Annotated in this window: 19 protein-coding genes and 1 riboswitch; of the genes, 7 read left to right on the forward strand and 12 right to left on the reverse strand. The window is 37.8% G+C overall.

Going from position 1 to position 17,594, the window contains the following annotated elements:
• Nucleotides 1-52 precede the first annotated feature (52 nt).
• The 3 genes from KHA95_RS21905 (at nt 53) to KHA95_RS21915 (ending at nt 2,656) form a co-directional block, all read left to right on the forward strand.
• Nucleotides 53-949, forward strand: a complete 897-nt coding sequence (locus tag KHA95_RS21905) for a PucR family transcriptional regulator (RefSeq protein WP_213139702.1) — start codon at nt 53-55, stop codon at nt 947-949.
• A 113-nt stretch (nt 950-1,062) separates the two neighbouring features.
• Nucleotides 1,063-2,163, forward strand: a complete 1,101-nt coding sequence (locus KHA95_RS21910; protein WP_213139703.1) for an ABC transporter ATP-binding protein — start codon at nt 1,063-1,065, stop codon at nt 2,161-2,163.
• Nucleotides 2,164-2,452: 289 nt separating this feature from the next.
• The gene (locus KHA95_RS21915; RefSeq protein ID WP_213139704.1) at nt 2,453-2,656 is read left to right on the forward strand and encodes an alpha/beta-type small acid-soluble spore protein; all 204 of its coding nucleotides are present in this window, start codon (nt 2,453-2,455) and stop codon (nt 2,654-2,656) included.
• Between the two features lie 250 nt (nt 2,657-2,906).
• Here KHA95_RS21915 and fumC read toward each other — a convergent pair whose 3' ends face one another.
• The 3 genes from fumC to KHA95_RS21930 all read right to left on the reverse strand — a co-directional run bounded on the left by fumC (nt 2,907) and on the right by KHA95_RS21930 (nt 6,842).
• A complete protein-coding gene (fumC, locus tag KHA95_RS21920) occupies nt 2,907-4,292 on the reverse strand; it encodes a class II fumarate hydratase (protein ID WP_213139705.1) in 1,386 nt (461 codons plus the stop codon).
• Between the two features lie 111 nt (nt 4,293-4,403).
• Nucleotides 4,404-6,485 carry a transglycosylase domain-containing protein gene (locus KHA95_RS21925; protein ID WP_213139746.1) on the reverse strand — a complete coding sequence of 694 codons (2,082 nt, stop codon included), beginning with the start codon at nt 6,483-6,485 and terminating at the stop codon, nt 4,404-4,406.
• Nucleotides 6,486-6,674: 189 nt separating this feature from the next.
• Nucleotides 6,675-6,842, reverse strand: coding sequence for a hypothetical protein (locus tag KHA95_RS21930; RefSeq protein ID WP_213139706.1), 168 nt, complete (start codon nt 6,840-6,842; stop codon nt 6,675-6,677).
• A gap of 376 nt (nt 6,843-7,218) precedes the next feature.
• Here KHA95_RS21930 and KHA95_RS21935 point away from each other — a divergent pair, with 376 nt between their 5' ends.
• On the forward strand, nt 7,219-7,653 hold the full coding sequence (locus KHA95_RS21935) for a low molecular weight phosphatase family protein (RefSeq protein ID WP_213139707.1): 435 nt from the start codon (nt 7,219-7,221) through the stop codon (nt 7,651-7,653).
• Nucleotides 7,654-7,719: 66 nt separating this feature from the next.
• On the opposite strand, the gene KHA95_RS21940 is transcribed toward KHA95_RS21935, so the two are convergent.
• The 8 genes from KHA95_RS21940 to ribD all read right to left on the reverse strand — a co-directional run bounded on the left by KHA95_RS21940 (nt 7,720) and on the right by ribD (nt 15,046).
• Nucleotides 7,720-7,863, reverse strand: a complete 144-nt coding sequence (locus KHA95_RS21940) for a YjcZ family sporulation protein (RefSeq protein WP_249317190.1) — start codon at nt 7,861-7,863, stop codon at nt 7,720-7,722.
• 337 nt (nt 7,864-8,200) lie between these two features.
• Nucleotides 8,201-8,578 (reverse strand): hypothetical protein, encoded by a 378-nt coding sequence (locus KHA95_RS21945; RefSeq protein ID WP_249317192.1) that lies wholly within the window; start codon nt 8,576-8,578, stop codon nt 8,201-8,203.
• 138 nt (nt 8,579-8,716) lie between these two features.
• The gene (locus tag KHA95_RS23060; protein ID WP_249317194.1) at nt 8,717-8,914 is read right to left on the reverse strand and encodes a hypothetical protein; all 198 of its coding nucleotides are present in this window, start codon (nt 8,912-8,914) and stop codon (nt 8,717-8,719) included.
• Nucleotides 8,915-9,222: 308 nt separating this feature from the next.
• Nucleotides 9,223-11,412, reverse strand: coding sequence for a DNA topoisomerase III (locus KHA95_RS21955; RefSeq protein ID WP_213139709.1), 2,190 nt, complete (start codon nt 11,410-11,412; stop codon nt 9,223-9,225).
• A gap of 197 nt (nt 11,413-11,609) precedes the next feature.
• Nucleotides 11,610-12,080, reverse strand: a complete 471-nt coding sequence (gene ribH / locus KHA95_RS21960) for a 6,7-dimethyl-8-ribityllumazine synthase (protein ID WP_349305514.1) — start codon at nt 12,078-12,080, stop codon at nt 11,610-11,612.
• Between the two features lie 3 nt (nt 12,081-12,083).
• The gene (locus tag KHA95_RS21965) at nt 12,084-13,289 is read right to left on the reverse strand and encodes a bifunctional 3,4-dihydroxy-2-butanone-4-phosphate synthase/GTP cyclohydrolase II (RefSeq protein WP_213139711.1); all 1,206 of its coding nucleotides are present in this window, start codon (nt 13,287-13,289) and stop codon (nt 12,084-12,086) included.
• A gap of 16 nt (nt 13,290-13,305) precedes the next feature.
• Nucleotides 13,306-13,944 (reverse strand): riboflavin synthase, encoded by a 639-nt coding sequence (ribE, locus tag KHA95_RS21970; RefSeq protein WP_213139712.1) that lies wholly within the window; start codon nt 13,942-13,944, stop codon nt 13,306-13,308.
• Nucleotides 13,925-15,046, reverse strand: a complete 1,122-nt coding sequence (gene ribD, locus KHA95_RS21975; RefSeq protein ID WP_213139713.1) for a bifunctional diaminohydroxyphosphoribosylaminopyrimidine deaminase/5-amino-6-(5-phosphoribosylamino)uracil reductase RibD — start codon at nt 15,044-15,046, stop codon at nt 13,925-13,927. The genes ribE and ribD overlap by 20 nt, the downstream gene beginning before the upstream one ends.
• Before the next feature lie 182 nt (nt 15,047-15,228).
• Nucleotides 15,229-15,375: riboswitch (FMN riboswitch) on the reverse strand.
• A gap of 107 nt (nt 15,376-15,482) precedes the next feature.
• On the opposite strand from ribD, the gene KHA95_RS21980 reads away from it, so the two are divergent.
• Nucleotides 15,483-15,632 (forward strand): hypothetical protein, encoded by a 150-nt coding sequence (locus KHA95_RS21980; RefSeq protein ID WP_213139714.1) that lies wholly within the window; start codon nt 15,483-15,485, stop codon nt 15,630-15,632.
• Between the two features lie 402 nt (nt 15,633-16,034).
• Here KHA95_RS21980 and KHA95_RS21985 read toward each other — a convergent pair whose 3' ends face one another.
• Nucleotides 16,035-16,961 carry a dipeptidase gene (locus KHA95_RS21985; RefSeq protein ID WP_213139715.1) on the reverse strand — a complete coding sequence of 309 codons (927 nt, stop codon included), beginning with the start codon at nt 16,959-16,961 and terminating at the stop codon, nt 16,035-16,037.
• Between the two features lie 69 nt (nt 16,962-17,030).
• Here KHA95_RS21985 and KHA95_RS21990 point away from each other — a divergent pair, with 69 nt between their 5' ends.
• Both KHA95_RS21990 and KHA95_RS21995 read left to right on the forward strand, forming a co-directional pair.
• Nucleotides 17,031-17,315: a hypothetical protein gene (locus KHA95_RS21990; RefSeq protein WP_213139716.1), complete on the forward strand. Its 285-nt coding sequence runs from the start codon at nt 17,031-17,033 to the stop codon at nt 17,313-17,315.
• A 111-nt stretch (nt 17,316-17,426) separates the two neighbouring features.
• Nucleotides 17,427-17,525, forward strand: coding sequence for a YjcZ family sporulation protein (locus KHA95_RS21995; RefSeq protein WP_213139717.1), 99 nt, complete (start codon nt 17,427-17,429; stop codon nt 17,523-17,525).
• Nucleotides 17,526-17,594 lie beyond the last annotated feature (69 nt).

Here is a 17,594-nt window from a genome sequence, read left to right on the forward strand (position 1 = left end):
GGCTGAGGGCATCTCTCAGCCCTATCCGTATTTCATCAAAGAGGAGAACGCAATGATTAATCAATTATTAAAATTATACCCACAAGCCGTTTTAGCAGATCAGCCCAATCATGATCCACATTTGTACTGGTTCAAGGAAAACAATACAAATGATTTTATCGGTATTCCAAAGTCAATTTTATCAGAAAAAGAACGTAAATTATTGCAAGCACTATTTCCGTCAATGAGCAATTTAGAGGCCCCTTTTTCAAAAACAACGCAAGATTGGAATGCTTTTTTACGAGCAAATGGACCAATTCCATCTTTAAAAAAGGATAGCTGCCGCCTTATTCATTTTTCCATTTCTAATATTCGTGATACATTTCATTTTGATGAGTTTGAAGAAGCGTTGAAAAGTTTATTTCCAAATGAAATCATTATTGTTCCTTTTAACATCCATGAAGGAGTCATTATTGAAGAACAGACCGATATCCAAATGGACGAAGAAGAGCTTATTTCAACCATTCAAGCGTTTGAAAGTGATTTTTTCTTTAAAGTCCATTTTTATATCGGACGATTTTATCCAGTCATCCAAAAGCTTCGGGATTTTTTTCAGCTTGAGCAATCGATGTTTACTTTATCCTTACAGGAACAGCCAGAAGAACAAATGATCACGATCGAAAAGGTAGTACCTCTTTATACATATAAAGCGATCTCAAATCACGAAAAACATTTATTATTTGCCACGATTCGTAACGTACTTGCTGAGGAGCCGGAGCTATCGGCAACGATTAAACAATATATTGAGAATCACTCGAATGCAACATTAACAGCGAAACAGCTTTTTATGCATCGCAACAGTTTGCAATATCGAATCGATAAGTTTATTGAAAAAACCGGCATCGACATTAAAACCTTTCACGGTGCTTTCTTTGCTTATTTAGCTTGTTTACACGAAGAACAAGAGTGATGATGCAATATGCCTAAAAATTCGACTTCTTTTTTGTGCACCTTGTCCATGGTGATATGAAAGCGCATTCTGTAAACTCTTACTTACAGACAAGAGATTAGGAGGAATAAAAAATGGCTGAATTACGTTTGAATAATATTTATAAGGTTTATGATAATAAAGTAACTGCGGTGGAAGATTTTAATTTACATGTAAAAGATAAAGAATTTATCGTCTTTGTTGGTCCTTCTGGATGTGGTAAATCAACAACACTTCGAATGATTGCTGGATTGGAAGAGATTACACAAGGTGATTTCTATATTGATGATAAACGAGTAAATGATGTTGCTCCAAAAGACCGCGACATTGCAATGGTATTCCAAAACTATGCGCTCTATCCACATATGAGCGTATATGACAATATGGCTTTCGGATTAAAGCTTCGTAAAATGCCTAAAGATGAAATTAAACGACGTGTTGATGATGCTGCGAAAATTCTTGGTCTTGAAAACTTTTTAGACCGTAAACCAAAAGCTCTTTCAGGTGGTCAGCGTCAGCGTGTTGCACTTGGACGTGCGATCGTTCGTGATGCAAAAGTATTCTTGATGGACGAGCCTTTATCGAACCTTGATGCAAAACTGCGTGTAGCGATGCGTGCGGAAATTGCAAAGCTCCATCAAAGACTACAAACAACAACGATTTATGTAACGCATGACCAAACAGAAGCGATGACAATGGCGAGCCGAATTGTTGTTATGAAGGATGGAATTATCCAGCAAATCGGAACACCAAAAGAAGTATATGACAGCCCTGAGAACATTTTTGTTGGTGGATTTATCGGTTCTCCAGCGATGAACTTCTTTGATGGAAAACTTCAAGATGATGGATTCTTGCTAGAAAATAAATTTAAAATTCAAGTTCCAGAAGGAAAAATGAAAATGCTTCGTGAACAAGGCTACATTGGCAAAGACCTAATGCTTGGTGTTCGTCCGGAAGATATTCATGATGAGCCTGCATTCATCGATGCTTCTCCTGGAACAAAAGTTGAGGTTGTCATTGAAGTTGCTGAACTTCTTGGTGCGGAAACAATGCTATACTCTCGTGTTGGAAACCATGATTTTGTTTCAAGAATTGATGCAAGAACGATCGTTGAGCCAGGTCAAAAAATGACGCTCGCATTCGATATGAACAAAGCACATTTCTTCGACCCTACAACGGAATTAAGAATTCGTTAATAAAATTTAAAAAAGTCCAAACATCTATTTAGCAGTGTACTTTCATTTTTGAAAACAGCTAGTTGCTGCTAAGCTAGAAAAAAATCCCCCCTTTTAAATTCAAAAGGGGGATTTTCTTTCGGAAAAAATTACCTGTTTTTATAATGAATAGATTCATGTAAAAAAAACATAATACATAGTACAAAGCGAAAAAAAACCACTGGGTTACAATAGATAGCTGGTAACAGCGTCGGTGCAATTCCGGCTAACCCAACCATTCACTATATTACAACAAGGAGATGAACTCGAAATGGCTAGCAATGGTAATTCTAACCAACTCGTAGTAAATGGTGCGCAACAAGCAATTGATCAAATGAAATATGAGATTGCATCAGAATTTGGTGTAAACCTTGGTGCAGAAACAACATCTCGTGCGAACGGATCTGTTGGTGGAGAAATCACTAAGCGTTTAGTTCAAATGGCTGAACAACAACTTGGCGGATATCACCAATAATAAGACAATTTTATAATATGGCTAAGCCCCCGGTACATTCCGGGGGCTGTTTATTAGAAGTTGTTCAAAAAGTCCGGTAAAAATGACACGTCGAATTTCTTCGTTGGTGAAAGGAGAACTTCTGCTAAAAACCCTACAGAAGAAGTCAATACATCCTGTCCAAGCTCCCTGCTCACATATTAATTAGTATACGCTGTGTACCGCCTCGATCTTCTTGGTCTTTTTTATCCTCCTTCTTAAACACGCACTACTATTTAATATTTACCATCTTCTTCGGATCAATCCATTCATCATATTGATCTTCTGTTACATAACCTGTTTTTATTGCTGCCTCTTTTAATGTCGTTCCCTCATTAAACGCTAATTTTGCAATTTCAGCTGCTTTTTCATAACCAATATGTGGATTTAAAGCGGTTACGAGCATAAGTGAACGATTCACATTCTCATCAATTACCTCAAGATTAGGCTCTAGTCCTTGAACACATTTTTCATCAAAGGAAATCATTCCGTCTGCAAGTAAATGAACAGACTGGAGAAAATTATAAATGATTACAGGTTTATAAACGTTTAATTCGAAATTGCCTTGGCTGGCAGCAAAACCAATTGCTGCATCATTTCCAAAAACTTGGACAGCTACCATTGTCAATGCTTCACTTTGTGTTGGATTTACCTTTCCAGGCATAATTGAACTTCCAGGTTCATTTGCAGGAATCGTAATTTCGCCAATCCCGCTTCTTGGACCACTTGCAAGCCAACGAACATCATTGGCAATCTTCGTTAGATCCGCTGCAAGCGCTTTGATTGCACCGTGCGCATAAGCAATTTCATCATGGCTTGTCAGAGCATGAAATTTATTGTCCGAAGAAACGAATGTATAGCCGGTTTGCTTACTAAGCGCACTAGCAACTTTATCCCCAAACGTAGGATCTGCATTAATGCCTGTCCCAACTGCAGTCCCACCAATGGCTAAATTTAATAAGTGTTCGGCACTTTCTTTAATCATTTTTTCACTTTTTTCAAGCATCGCCCTCCAGCCGCTAATTTCTTGACCGAGTGTGACAGGCGTTGCATCTTGAAGATGTGTGCGACCGATTTTAATGATATTCATAAATTGTTTTTCTTTTGCTAGAAGCGTTTTTTTCAATTGAGTTAAGGCTGGTAATAATTGTTTGTAGATTTCCTCATATGCGGCAACATGCATAGCTGTTGGAAATGTATCATTAGAACTTTGAGACATATTAACATCGTCATTTGGATGAATTCTTTCTTCTGAACCTTGTTCTTTAAGTCGTTCATTTGCACGACGGGCAACAACCTCATTCACATTCATATTCGACTGTGTGCCACTGCCCGTTTGCCAAACGACGAGCGGAAAGTGATCATTGAATCTCCCTTCCAATATCTCATCACAAGTTGCGGAAATGGCTGCATGCTTATCATCTGATAAATTTCCTAATTCATTGTTAGCAGAAGCAGCTGCTTTTTTTAAATGTGCAAACGCTTTAATAACTTCCATTGGCATTTTTTCATGGCCAATTTTAAAGTTTTCTTTGCTGCGTTGCGTTTGCGCGCCCCAATACTTATCTTGAGGTACTTTAATTTCCCCAATCGTATCTTTCTCAATCCGGTATCCCATTTACATTGCCTCCTATGTCACTTATCCATCCATCTTTATTTTCTCATAAATTCATATAATTTTCATCTAAAATGCGGATTTTGGCTAAAAGTCCAAAATCCGCACCGTTATTCATTCTCCTTTAAATTTTCTCATCGTATCTTTTAGTTTTTCTTCAAATTTTTTCAAGTTGCCTTTCCCTTTTTCTAGTTTTTCCTTCCATTTTGTTGCTTCTTCAATCATCTTTTGGTCAAATTCTTTAAACTTTTCTTTAAGTGGACGATTGTCTTTTTCATTCTCTTCTTGTAGACGATCATTAATTGATTGCGTATCAAAGTCTCCTGGGTCAACGTATTTCACAGCTTGTGCCATCATTTCACGAAAGATTGGGACGACCGTATCTCCACTTTTCCCTCTTACATAATGAGTTCGATCTGTTTTATCATAGCCAAGCCAGACTGCCCCAACTAAATTAGGTGTATAACCGACAAACCATTGGTCTTTCGTTCCATCTGTAATATCCGAGTATGGGAGCTGAGTTGAACCCGTTTTCCCAGCAATCTTATATCCATTTATTTTCGCATTTCTTCCTGTTCCTGTTTCGACGACGTTTAATAGCATCGCCGTCATTTGTTCTGCTGTCTTTTTACTAATGACACGAACTTTTTTCGGCTCAGGCTCCGCAATTACATTTCCTGTTGGACCAATGATTCTCGTTATAATATGGCTTTCGACCCTTTGTCCGCCGTTCGCAAACACCGAGTACGCCTCTGCCATTTGCTTCGGTGAGAAACCAGTGTCCGTCCCTCCCAAAGCAAGGCTTAAGTTTTTATCCTCGTCCTTCACAGGTAAGCCAAACTTCTTCAACATTTGAAAGGATTTGTCGAGACCGATCTCATTTAACAGCCAGACAGCGGGAACATTGATCGAATCTTCGATTGCCTTGTACATTGCAACTTCTCCTGCGTACTGGCCATCATAATTTTTCGGTGCATATCCGGAAAATGACATCCCAGACTCATCCTTTAGCATAGAATGTGCCGTATATCCTGCCTCTAGAGCCGGTGTATAGACAGCGAGCGGCTTCATGACCGATCCCGGTTGTGTTGTCAGTTGGGTTGCACGATTGTAAGCCCGAAACGTATGCTCTCCACGTCCACCAACTAAAGCGCGAATTCCACCTGTATGTGGATCAAGAAGAATTCCTCCACTTTGCGCTAATACGCCATCACTACTTTTTGGAAACAGTGCATTATTTGCATATACATTTTCCATTGATGATTGCAGATTTTGATCCATTTCAGTGTAAATTTTATATCCTCTTGTTAAAATCTCCTCTTGAGTAAGTCCATATAATTTGACCGCTTCATTAATGACCGCATCCGTATAATATGGGTATTTGCCTTTTAACGGATCGCCCCCCTTATCTTTCAAAACAATCGTTTGTTGTAGGGCTTGTTCTAATTCTTCGTCCGTAATCATATTAAGTTTTTTCATTTGCTCTAAAACAAGATTGCGGCGCTCAAGCGCTCCCTCCATATTTTTATAAGGATCAAGTGCGGATGGACGATTAATAATCCCAGCTAACATTGCTGCTTCACTTAATGAAATCTGATCAACATCTTTTCCGAAATATTTTCTTGATGCATTTTGCACTCCCCATGAACTGCTTCCGAAATAAACTTGATTCATATACATTTCTAAGATTTCATCTTTCGTAAACTTTTTCTCAATTTCAATCGCTAAAAATACTTCCTCTAGCTTCCTTTTATACGTTCTCTCCGGCGATAAAAGCGCCGTTTTCGTTAACTGTTGTGTAATCGTACTTCCACCGGCACGAATTCTCCCTGATTTTAAATTTATAAATAAAGCTCTGAATATCCCTTTTACATCAAATCCCCGATGTTCCATAAAACGATGATCTTCAATTGCCATGATCGCATTTTTCAAATGATCAGGAACATTGTCGACGGAAACACCCTCCACACGATTGGCGGAAATTTTACTTGCTTCATCGCCATCTTTGTCATAAATTACCGTCGCTTGCGCTAAGCCTTGCCTTAGCGACTCAACATTAGCAGCACTAGCTAAATAGGCAAAATAAGCAAGAAAGATTAACAGCCCTAATGAGAGCGTTAATATTAAGATTTGGTTAATATGTGCTCTCTTCCAAAATCGCTTAATTGCTGCCATTCCTTTATGGTAAACATTCATCATACTCTTCACTCATTTCTAATTCCGTTTCCATATTTATATTATAAATCAGATATGTCATTCTATTACAGCAAGAGCACCACTTTTGCTGCTTTAAAATTAAAGCTAACCGCAAGTAAAAAGGATCCTTAAAGGATTATTTTATCATCTTTTACACATAAAAAAACAGTCGGTTCATCCGACTGTCACTTAATTTCCACTCTTTTCCTTTAATGCTACGATTTCTTCATCCATTGCTTTCATGTACATGTATACAATTTGTTTCTCTTTATCACTTGCATTAATTATTTCTAAATGCTGTAAACATTTGCGTATCATTGGATGTTCCGTTCGTTTTTCCTCCAAACCCTTTTTCATCTAGTTCACCCCATCAAATAATAATGTTTGATTATCAGTTATCCGGACATTCGGTGAAAATGGACGAACTTTTTTCGATATGTTTATTATGTCGAAATCTTTCATATAATTCGAATTTTATAACTCCATTATAATGCATATAAAGACAAATATGTATAGGCATATTTCAGTAATTTTTTACGATCTTTTTCGAGGATTAAAGACCTAATCCGACTTTTATTCTATCATCTATATTACTATACATAATTTAACAGATTATTTCAATACAACTTGTTATAACGAATAAATAAAAAATTGATCTTATATAGCTTTAGTAGATTACATCAGATGAAAATGGGTATTGAATAATAATCACTTTTGAAAGGACTTCTTAGATATGACAAAAAAACTACTCTATTTTCTTTCACCACGTCATAATCGTAGTGCAATCGCGGAAGCATGGTCTGAAAAGTCTGGTTTAGTTAATTGGATTTTTAAAAGTGGCGGCTGGAAAGCTTGTATGAGAGATCCTCTAAGTGTAAAGGCAATGCGCGAAGTAAATATTGATCTTACAAATAAACCGACTGATTTTCTAAATGATGATATGTTAGAAGCTGCCACCTATATCGTTGCAATATATGATTTGGATACAAATACTGAACCACCCTTATCCCCAAAGCTTAAGCATAAATTAGTTACATGGAATATCCAAGATCCTGTTCGATCAGCAAAATCACAAGGTGAAATGTGGACGAATTATCAGGAAGTATGTGACCTCATTGCGGAAAATGTCAAGCATTTAGAGTCCTCCCTAAAGTTGGCCGATCCGTAATACCTTCGTTTTTCGCCTTGTAATTAATAGAAGCGCAGAGCTTATTGCTCCACGCTTTTCGTTCTTTTACAGCCAAGCCGCTCCAACAATAATTAGAAGGATAAACAGCACGACGATTAATGCAAAGTTTCCTACGCCGTAACCGCCGCCGTAACCACCGCCATAGCCCCCGCCGTAGCCACCACAGCAACCACCAAAACCGAAGCCCATCATGTCACCCCCTCAAATGAAGCCATTTAAGCTTTCATAAATACTCTTGCATCATAGTCTATTCAAGAAATCCACATTTCGTATGGACGCATGCGCGGAATCCTCATTCTTTTACTCACTCCATACTTTTAGATATACTTGTTATTGAACGTTGAAGGGAGTTTTCACAGATTGAAATCATAAGTATTAGCAGAAAAACGAAGCGTTGCCCGTGATTTGGCACGGGTGCTCGGTTGTACAAATAAACAAAAACATTGGATCGAAGGGCCAAATTATATTGTTACATGGGCACTCGGTCTCTTGTTGCAATGAATTTTTTACAAATTCAACTTCCACTCTACTCAATTTCAATTATTTCCCCTAATAATCCCATCTGCTCAACACGCTTTATATCATTCATAAAACGTTGCAAACTTTCTTTATATTCTTCTTTCTCTAACTCTTTTGAGTACCCTAAACATAAGTTTAAAATACTATATAGCTTTTCACCAAGGTGACCAGCAACAAAGTAAGTTGATAAAATATCATCGGTTTCACTTGCAAGAACTACAACTGGTGCCATTTCTAATAAGTATTCAATATCTTCTTCAGAAATCGTGTGATCCTTCTTTTTAGCGTTCATGAACTCATAACTATGAATGGAACAAATCCGCCCTTCAAGTAACTCAAGTATTGATTTCTTATAGATTACGTAAACTCCTTGAATTAAACTCATATCAGGACAACATGGGTCATCTAAAATGTATTTTATTCGATCGTCTTGTTTAGAAATCTTTATCGCTTCAAAAAGAATTTTACAAATTTTATCTACTCTTTTTATTTTTTAGATGGAAATAAATTGGCTAAATCACGTTTATTTATCATCGTAAAACTCCTCATACATTGAAAGTGTACCACCATAGAATGAGTGTGAACCATATTTATAAGGATGATAATGTGCATGCTTACCTTCACTAGCTCGATGTGGTTTATCAAATCTAGATCGTCCAGTTGGAGACGCACCTTTTGCAATACTAAGTGCGTTAGTTGACCCAATACTCCAGGTATCCAAGCCATTTTTCAACCTAGAAATAGTCTTTGGTTTAGATCTACCTGGTCCCAGAGAATTTGAAGTTCTAATTACTTCATAATGCACATACCTTTTGTTTTTTGCATTGTCATTCCCTACCTTACCAGCTACCATAAGGAACCTGACTTTAATGAAAGAAATCCTTTAGCAGCAATATATATAAAACAACTATATTATGTTTTAAACGACTTTATTATGGAAACAAAAGTAGAAAAGCTACTGCAAATAAATAATAAATTTACATAAAAAAGCTGAGTCATGCAGCAATTTCCTACATGCTCAGCTTTTTGTTAGTCGAACTTAAATCCTTTTAATGCTTCTGCAAGCGCATTATTAACCGGTTCTTGTTCTTTACTCTGCTGATTTAAATATTTCTGAACAGTACGTTTATCGACTTTACCACGGGATTCTTTCTTACGCCTTGCTTCAAAAGCTGATAACTTTTCACGATAGCCACATTTGCATGCGAAGATTTGACCTGCGCCTTCGCCACGAAGTTCAAGTTTTTTCTTACATTGTGGGCAGCGTGCATTCGTTACGCGTGATACATTTTTACGGTGACCACATTCGCGATCTTGGCAGACAAGCATTTTTCCTTTCTTGCCGTTTACTTCCAGCATTGGTTTTCCGCAGTCAGGGCATGATTTTGTGGAAATATTGTCGTGCTTGTATTTTTTATCACTTGCTTTAATTTCAGCAACCATTTCTTTTGTATATTGTTTCATTTCATTGATAAACACATCTTTTTTTAGCTTCCCTTTAGCTATCAGCTCAAGCTTTTGTTCCCACTCAGCGGTTGTTGCTGGCGATTTTAATGCCTCTGGTACTAAATCTAGTAGTTGGCGGCCTTTAGAAGTGATATAGATTTCTTTTCCACCGCGTTTTTCGATTAGAAATGAATTGAATAATTTATCAATAATATCAGCACGAGTTGCAACTGTTCCAAGCCCACCCGTTGATTTTAACGTATCTACAAGCTTTTTATCGTTTGTTTCCATGTACTTCGTTGGATTTTCCATTGCTGACAGTATCGTAGCCTCTGTAAAGCGTGCGGGAGGCTTTGTTTGACCTGATGTTTGAGCGATTAACTTTGTCTTTAATACATCATCTTTTTCAAGACGAGGCAATAACTGCTCTTTTACATCATCAGTTGATTCTTCATCATCGAAACGGTTTTCGTACACTTCTTTCCAACCAGCATGAATGATCGATTTTCCTTTAGCAATGAATTTTTCATCACCAATTTTCGCTTGTACCGTTAACTGCTCGTATTCAAAAGCAGGGAATAATACAGCTAAAAAACGTTTTACGACTAGGTCATATATCTTACGTTCTTTATTTGCAAACGCTGATAAATTCACATAACCTTCAGTTGGAATGATGGCATGGTGATCACTTACTTTCCTATCATCTACAAAGGCGTTTGTTGCTTTAATTGGCTTTGTTAATACTTTATTAGCAAGAGTACGATATTCAGCTACACCACACGCCTTTAACCGCTCCGGAAGCGTACTAACAATGTCTGAAGATAAATAACGTGAGTCTGTACGAGGATATGTTAGCACTTTATGTTGCTCATACAGTTTTTGCATAATACTTAGCGTCTCTTTAGCTGAATAACCAAAGATTTTATTAGCATCACGTTGTAACTCTGTTAAATCATATAGTGCAGGTGAGAATGTTTTCTTTGCTTTACGGTCGATGGAAACAATATTCGCGTCTTTACGTCCAAGTGATTTAACGATTGCATCGATTTTTTCTTTATTAAAGCTACGACTATTACCATTCGCATCTTGCCATGTTAATTTCAGTCCATCTGTTTGAGCCTCAATGCCATAATACGTTTGAGGCTTGAAGTTTTTTATTTCATCCTCACGTGCTGCAACCATGGCAACTGTCGGTGTCTGTACACGACCACAATTTAATTGAGCATTAAATTTAGTTGTTAATGCACGAGTTGCATTTAAACCGATGTACCAGTCTGCCTCTGAACGTGCTACTGCTGAATAATGTAAGTTTTCATAAGCTTTACCAGGCTTTAAGTTATTGAATCCATCTTTAATCGCTTTATCTGTTACAGAGGAAATCCACAGACGTTTGATTGGCTTATGAACTCTTGCTTTTTCAATAATCCAACGTGCAACTAATTCTCCTTCTCTCCCAGCATCAGTAGCCACAATTATTTCATTCACATCACTACGACTTAATTGTGTTTTTATCGTATTAAACTGCTTTCCAGTTTGTTTCATGACAACTAATTTCATGCGTTCTGGAAGCATAGGAAGGTCTTCTAGATTCCATGTTTTATATTTATTATCGTATACCTCAGGATCTGCTAAAGTTACTAAATGTCCCAGCGCCCAAGTAACGATATATTTATTTCCTTCTAAAAATCCATTGCCATTCTTCGTACACTTTAAAACATTTGCAATATCACGTGCAACGGAAGGTTTCTCAGCAATTACTAAACTTTTTGCCATTTTTCGAACTCCTTTACTGACGATCTACCGTCTAATATACCATAGTTTTAGTGTGGAAAATGTATAGACGCTCCTATTTAGCTGTCATAATAGACATTGCTTGTTTCAAAATAATGTATTAAAAGCAGCAATGAAGATAAATAGGAATAGAAAAAAAGAGTCGATCTTAGAAAAGGAATAAGATCGACTCTTCTTTTTTACTCTTTCATCGAACGATAAAGATTCGCCATTTCAATTGCACCAACGGCTGAATCCCAGCCTTTGTTGCCCGCTTTCGTTCCAGCACGCTCAATCGCTTGTTCAATCGTGTCCGTCGTCAATACGCCAAAAATGACTGGGATCCCAGATTGTAATCCAACATTCGCCACTCCTTTTGCTGCTTCATTGCAAACATAATCAAAATGCGGTGTTGCTCCGCGAATGACCGTTCCAAGTGTGATGATTGCGTCATATTTGTTTTGCTCGGCCATTTTTTTCGCTGTTAACGGAATTTCAAACGCGCCTGGTACCCATGCAATCGAAACATCCTCTTCTGCAACACCATGACGTTTTAATGCATCAAGTGCTCCCGTTAATAATTTTCCCGTAATAAATTCATTAAACCGTCCGACAACAATTCCTACTTTTAGTCCAGTACCTACTAAATTTCCTTCATAAACTTGATTCACCATCTATTCCTCCCCCAATAAGGTCAACATATGTCCTAGCTTTTCTGCTTTTACTTTTAAATATTTTTCATTTTCTTTTTTAGGCATAAATTCAATCGGTACACGTTCAACAACCTCAAGGCCGCTTACATCCAAACTAGCTACTTTTCTTGGATTGTTCGTCAACAGTCGAATTTTCTTGACTCCAAGTTCCCGTAACATTTGCGCCCCAATCCTAAAATCGCGCAAATCAGCTGCAAAGCCAAGTTTCTCATTTGCTTGGACCGTATCATACCCTTCTTCCTGAAGCTTGTACGCCTTTAGCTTATTGATTAGTCCGATTCCTCTGCCTTCTTGACGCAAATATAAGAGTACGCCACTGCCTTCTTTTTCAATCATCTTTAATGCCGTTTGAAGCTGTGGACCACAGTCACATCTGCAAGATCCAAATACATCGCCTGTAAGACATTCTGAATGCATGCGAACCATTACCGGTCTATCTGGAGAAATCTCTCCTTTTACAAGCGCTAAATGTTCTTTATCATCCAGTCGATTTGTATACGCAACAACTTTAAATTCCCCATATTCTGTTGGCAGTGAAATTTCTGTTTCGCGATTCACAAGTACTTCTTTGAAGCTTCTATAAAAAATTAATTCTTTGATCGTGATCATCGTTAATCCGTATTTATTAGCCATTTCCCGTAAATCTGGAACCCGGGCCATCGAGCCATCTTCTTTTATTATTTCGCATATGACTCCAGCCGGCTCAGAACCACACATCTTTGCAAGGTCAACCGCCGCTTCCGTATGTCCTGCTCTTTTTAACACTCCGCCTTCTTTTGCGATTAATGGAAAAATATGACCCGGTCTTTTAAAATCCTCAGGTTTGGCGTCTTTAGATATCAGGTTTAAAATGGTTTCCGAACGTTCAAACGCACTGATACCTGTATGTGTGGTGGCATGGTCAACACTTACAGTAAACGCCGTGCCGTGAGAATCTGTGTTTTGCTCCGTCATCATACCCAAATTGAGTTGGTCCGCTTTATGTTCCGTAATCGGTACACAAACAAGACCTCGTCCCTCTTTGATCATAAAATTAATCACTTGAGGAGTTGCCTTCTCGGCAAGTGCGACAAAATCACCTTCATTCTCTCTATCCTCATCATCCGTCACTATAATTACTTTTCCATTTTTTAAATCATCTAATGCTTTTTCAATCGTATCAAACATTTTTTCACCTCTCATATTAAATGAATCCATTATCAGCTAATACATTCATCATGCTTTTTTGTTTTTCAGGTTGCTTTATCAGTCTTTGGACATACTTCGCTAACATATCGCATTCTATATTTACTTTTTCCCCAATGCTTTTTTGAGCAAGCACCGTTTCTTTTTGCGTATGCGGAATTAATGAAATCGTAATATTTGCTTCCACTATCCGAAAAAGTGTAAGCGATGTTCCGTCAATTGCAATCGAGCCTTTATCCATTAAAAACGGCAAAAATGAATCTGGAACACGAATCGATATATACAACGCATTCTCTTTATGCTGTTTTGTAATAATCGTGCCTGTTCCGTCTACATGTCCGCTCACAAAATGTCCGCCGAATCTTCCGTTTGCCGCCATCGCTCTTTCAAGATTCACTTTGGAACGAGGGGATAGCGTATGAAGTGCAGTCGCTTTAAATGTTTCTGGCATAACATCTGCTTCAAATGATTGGCTTGTAAATCCAGCGACCGTCAAACAGACACCATTTACTGCAATGCTATCTCCCATATGAATATCTTCTAGAATCTTTTTGCATCCAATTATTAATTTAAGTGAGGATGCTTTGCGTTCTACACGTACGATCGTACCAATTTCTTCAACGATTCCCGTGAACATCTTCTTCACCCCCGCATTTTACTGGAGTAGCGATAACTTTAAGATCAGGTCCAACCATTTCAACCGATTGAAATTGAACCGGCTTATTTTCTGCCATCAACGTTTTAGCTGTACCATCAAAAGCAGGGAAGGCCATTCGGTCAGCAAGAATTTTAGGTGCGATATATATGATGAGTTCTTGGTAGTTCCCACTTTCTAAAAATGTGCCATGGACCCTGCTTCCGCCTTCAACAAATAGTGAAATAATATTTTCTTCACCGAGCCATTCCAACAAATGGCGGATTTGTACATCTGGTTGTGGCATTCTTTTTACTTTCGCACCCGTTTTTTCAATTTGCTCTTGCTTATACGGGTCGGCTTTATTTCCACAAACAATCATTGTTGGAGCTTCATGATCAGTTAATAAATTGGAATCCATCGATATCTTTAGATGGGTATCCAAAACAATTCGAATGGGATTTTTTCCACCTTGGGGCAATCTGGTGGTGAGAGAAGGATTGTCTCGAATAACTGTATTAATTCCTACTAAGATCGCATCGTGTTTATGTCTGTACTGATGAACATCTGATCGTGCCGCTTCAGATGTAATCCATTTGCTATCACCCGTTGAGGCCGCTGTTTTCCCATCAAAAGTAACTGCTGTTTTTAACGTAACATAAGGTTTCTTCGTTTTAAGAAAATGAAAAAAGTATTTGTTTAATGTTATTGCATCGTCTTCACAAATACCTATTTCCACATTGATTCCTGCGCGGCGAAGCTTTTCTATACCTTCGCCGGCAACGAGCGGATTTGGATCTATGGATGCGATGAAAACATTGCGAATTTTTTTAGCAATAATTAAATCGGCACATGGTGGTGTTTTGCCAACATGTGAACATGGCTCAAGCGTGACATACAGATCCGCTCCTTTTGCATCGGCACCCGCTTGATTTAACGCATTTACCTCTGCATGAGCCTCACCTGCTTTTGCATGCACTCCAACCCCGACCACTTTTCCGTCCTTGACGACCACACATCCGACAGCGGGATTAGGACTTGTTTGCCCAATAGTCACCTTTGCCATCTGTATCGCCAGTCTCATATATGATTCTTTTGCAGTCATTTTTAGCTCCTTTCTATAAAAAACAACGAAGAAAAACAACAGTTAATACAGACAAAAAGCCCCAAGATAATTGTCTTGGGGCGAAAAATGCAATGCTTAATAAACTATCATTACACTATTTTCAGAAAACTCAAATAAGCATATTGCCATTTTTTCTAAAAAGTAGGTTAAAACATGACAGCTGTTTCCTTCTCTCATCCAGACTTTCACTGTCGGCCTCGGAATTTCACCGAATCCACCGTCCCAATTAAGATTGAGCCGGGTCACGGGCTAAGAGAGCTTCTCTCATCACCGCCGGTAGGGAATTGCACCCTGCCCCGAAGGAAAATGTATTCGATTGTGATCTTATTATCTATATTTAACTATGATAATGTCAAGACTTATGCAAAAACTAAAATTAAGCGCCTATAAATAAGGCAAAGGGGGAGATTTTTTTATGGGTAAAATTGTAGAGGACCAACATTATTATAACAATCGTTATCATGTTACTAACGACATCGTAGAGTTTGAAAGAGTTTATATGGTTGACGAAAATAAATTTAATCATAGCACCTATGAAACATTAGGAAAAGTATATGAAAAATGACCAGCGTATTTGGGAAGTGATACTTCTTTTCCTTATTGATTCGGTGATAAAGAAAAAGGAGATAAATATTTTATAACCGTTTCTTTTGAAATATCAGGACTACAATTTTGGGGAAGGTTACCTATTTTAGACTTTTTAAAGTGGGAAAATACATTCAATCGATTAATAATGGACTTTCCCTTCAAATTTCAAAAATAAACCTCACTTTTTCTAACATATCCCCCATTGTAAAAGAGGGCACTGAGGATCCCTTGAATTTTTTTAGTCCAAATTTAGCATACATAAAATGCGGAAGTAAACATCATTGATTGGAGCGGAAGGCGTCCGCCTGGAGCGCAAATGAATCCATGTCAAGGAATTTTTCAGTACCCTTCTCTGTTGAGGGGCACAATTAAAAAGCCTTTATTTTGGTCTTCTTTTCATAAAATTGCGCCAAGCAAATCCAATTACTTGATCGCGCGTATAATATTTTAACAGTTCATTTATTAATTGTTGGTGTTTACCGGCATGCTCCAAGCCGATTACATGACTTGAAATTCCATCAAAATCGGAGCCTAATCCGATGTGTTCCACACCACCGAGCGCGCAAAAATGATCGATATGCTTAATAAGATCGGATATAGTTGCCTGTTCATTATCCGTAATAAAAGGCGGATAATAAACGACATGAACCATAGCATTTTTTTCAAAAAGAGCAATTGCTTGCAGATCGGATAAGTTCCGCGGATGACGGCAAATCGCTTTTGCATTCGAATGGCTGGCAATTGGATATTTCGCGATATCAAGTACATCCCAAAATGCCCTTTCACTCAAATGGGAAACGTCTGTCAATAACTGATATTCATTATTAAATTGAATGACTTCGCGACCAAATGAAGTGAGTCCCGCTCCCCGTGGCTCTTCGACTCCATCTGCCGCTAAATTAGCATGATTCCAAGTTAATCCAATCGAACGAACACCTAATCGATATAACGTACGTAATTTCTGCAAATCATTTCCAATACAATCAACACCCTCTAAGGTGAGCATCGCACCCGTTTCCTGCTCCCGCAAATTTTCAAAGTCTTCCCAGCTTTTAATATGCTTCATATACTTATTTTCCCCAAGCACATCTGTATAAAAATAATCAATTTGATCAAGAGCCGCTTGAAACTTCGCCTCAACTTTTAACTCTGCCGGAATAAAAATGGCAAAGCATTGAATCTTTACTTGTCCATTTTTAAGCCGTTCAAAATTTGCATCCAGTTTTTCAGAATTCTCGAATGAAAGCTTCCCTTTGCTTTCCCAAATTTTTAATAAGACATCACAATGGAGATCAATAATTTCCATGCTTTTCCCCCATTTTTATAAAATTCGCACTTCTGATTATGGTATGATATTTGTCGGAGGTGAGATTCCTTGAAAGGATTAAAAATCATTTATTCCGCCATTTTACATGGCTTTCTTGGTTATGTATGGATTATTTTTATTTTACATATGCTAGAGCTTTTTAATAAATCTGGAAAATCAAGCTTTGTAGGATGTTTTATAGCGATTGGTACGCTACTTTTTCTTGATTTGACAACGAGAGTATTTGAATCATTTGACCGAGATAAAAAGCATCCTGCTCGTATTGCCGGTTATGCGTCATTTGGCCTAGTGATTTTCTCGTACTTAATATACATCAATCAATCCTCTAATTAAATTATAACAGTTTGTGCCCCATTTTAGTAGGAGTTGTTACTTTGTCCTATATCAAAAATGAGCCATTTCTCATAAAATATGTTGAAACCTTTTAAGGAGGTGCGCAATTTTATGGGAGAGCATGAAGATGGCCGTTTTAATAAAGGCTTTGCGTTGATTGTCGTATTGTTTATTTTATTAATCATAGTCGGCACAGCGTTCGTTTATTAGTTTGAAATATGTATTGAATCGATCTGACTCCTTTGCGGAGTCAGATCTTTTAGGGAAACTGGAGCTTTC

The organism is Bacillus sp. FJAT-50079 (assembly GCF_018343515.1).
Classification (GTDB): domain Bacteria; phylum Bacillota; class Bacilli; order Bacillales; family Bacillaceae_C; genus Lederbergia.